Source organism: Asticcacaulis sp. YBE204 (assembly GCF_000495855.1).
Classification (GTDB): domain Bacteria; phylum Pseudomonadota; class Alphaproteobacteria; order Caulobacterales; family Caulobacteraceae; genus Asticcacaulis.
Map to the genome: position 1 here is coordinate 1 of NZ_AWGF01000025.1, position 987 is coordinate 987.

The 987-nt window shown below is 49.7% G+C and carries 2 tRNA genes and 1 rRNA gene; all 3 read left to right on the forward strand.

The annotated features are described in order from the left end of the window. The first annotated feature begins 59 nt into the window (after positions 1–59). Positions 60–136 (forward strand) — tRNA-Ile (locus AEYBE204_RS39120). 22 nt (positions 137–158) lie between these two features. Next, positions 159–234, forward strand: a tRNA-Ala gene (locus AEYBE204_RS39125). Between the two features lie 483 nt (positions 235–717). Continuing rightward, a 23S ribosomal RNA gene (locus AEYBE204_RS40775) occupies positions 718–987 on the forward strand; the annotation flags it as partial.

Consider the following 987-nt stretch of genomic DNA (forward strand, 5'->3'; position numbering starts at 1 on the left):
GTGATTGTGCATCGTAAGCCCAAAGAGCTTGAACGAGCTTTTGCGGGTTGACGCCCTGATGGCCTGTAGCTCAGGTGGTTAGAGCGTACGCCTGATAAGCGTAAGGTCGACAGTTCGAGTCTGTCCAGGCCAACCAGGGTTCAGCAACGTTTTAAGACGGGGCCATAACTCAGTTGGTAGAGTGCCTGCTTTGCAAGCAGGATGTCGTCGGTTCGACTCCGTCTGGCTCCACCATACTATAATCAAAGAAAAGTTTGAGGCTTCGCCTCAATACGTTTTCTTTGGGTTATCAGTGTGGAAAAGAATTTTCTCGAAGCGGTTCTTCGAAAATTCTTTGCTTTTTTTCTGGTCGCTACGCTCCCGTTTGGTTGAGCGGCGAATGCTTACGATGCAAATGAGTTTCGTTGGATTATGAGGGTAACCTCTGGTCTGACGGGTGTGGGTGCTTGCACCCACTTCTTATTGTGAATTGAAGGGTTATCCCGCCGGTTTGTTCATAGACCACAGGGCTGATCCGAGAAGACATTGTCTGACATACGGTATCTCGCATGTCCGCCAGCGCCAAAACTTCTTTCCGAGCGCTGGATGGATGAGATACCAAGAACGACTTATGTAAATAATGATGACGACACCTCCCTGGGGTGGCTTAGACAAGGCTTTATCGTCGTTGTTGTTTAAAAGATGCTGTGTTGCATCCATGAGTTTTGTTGAGAGAACGATCAAGCGTTAAAGGGCTTCTAACGGATGCCTTGGCGTAGAGAGGCGAAGAAAGACGTGGCAAGCTGCGATAAGATACGGGGAGGCGCTAGCACCCTTTGATCCGTATATTTCTGAATGGGGAAACCCACCTTTGATTGCCCTCTCATTTTAAGTGAACTGAGCGAAGCTTAGTGGTCACGGTTTTCCGAACCCCTTGGGGTGAGGCAAGGCCGACCGGCCGCCCGAGCCTATGCGAGGTTCTTTGTCGTGCTTGCACGACGCTTAAAA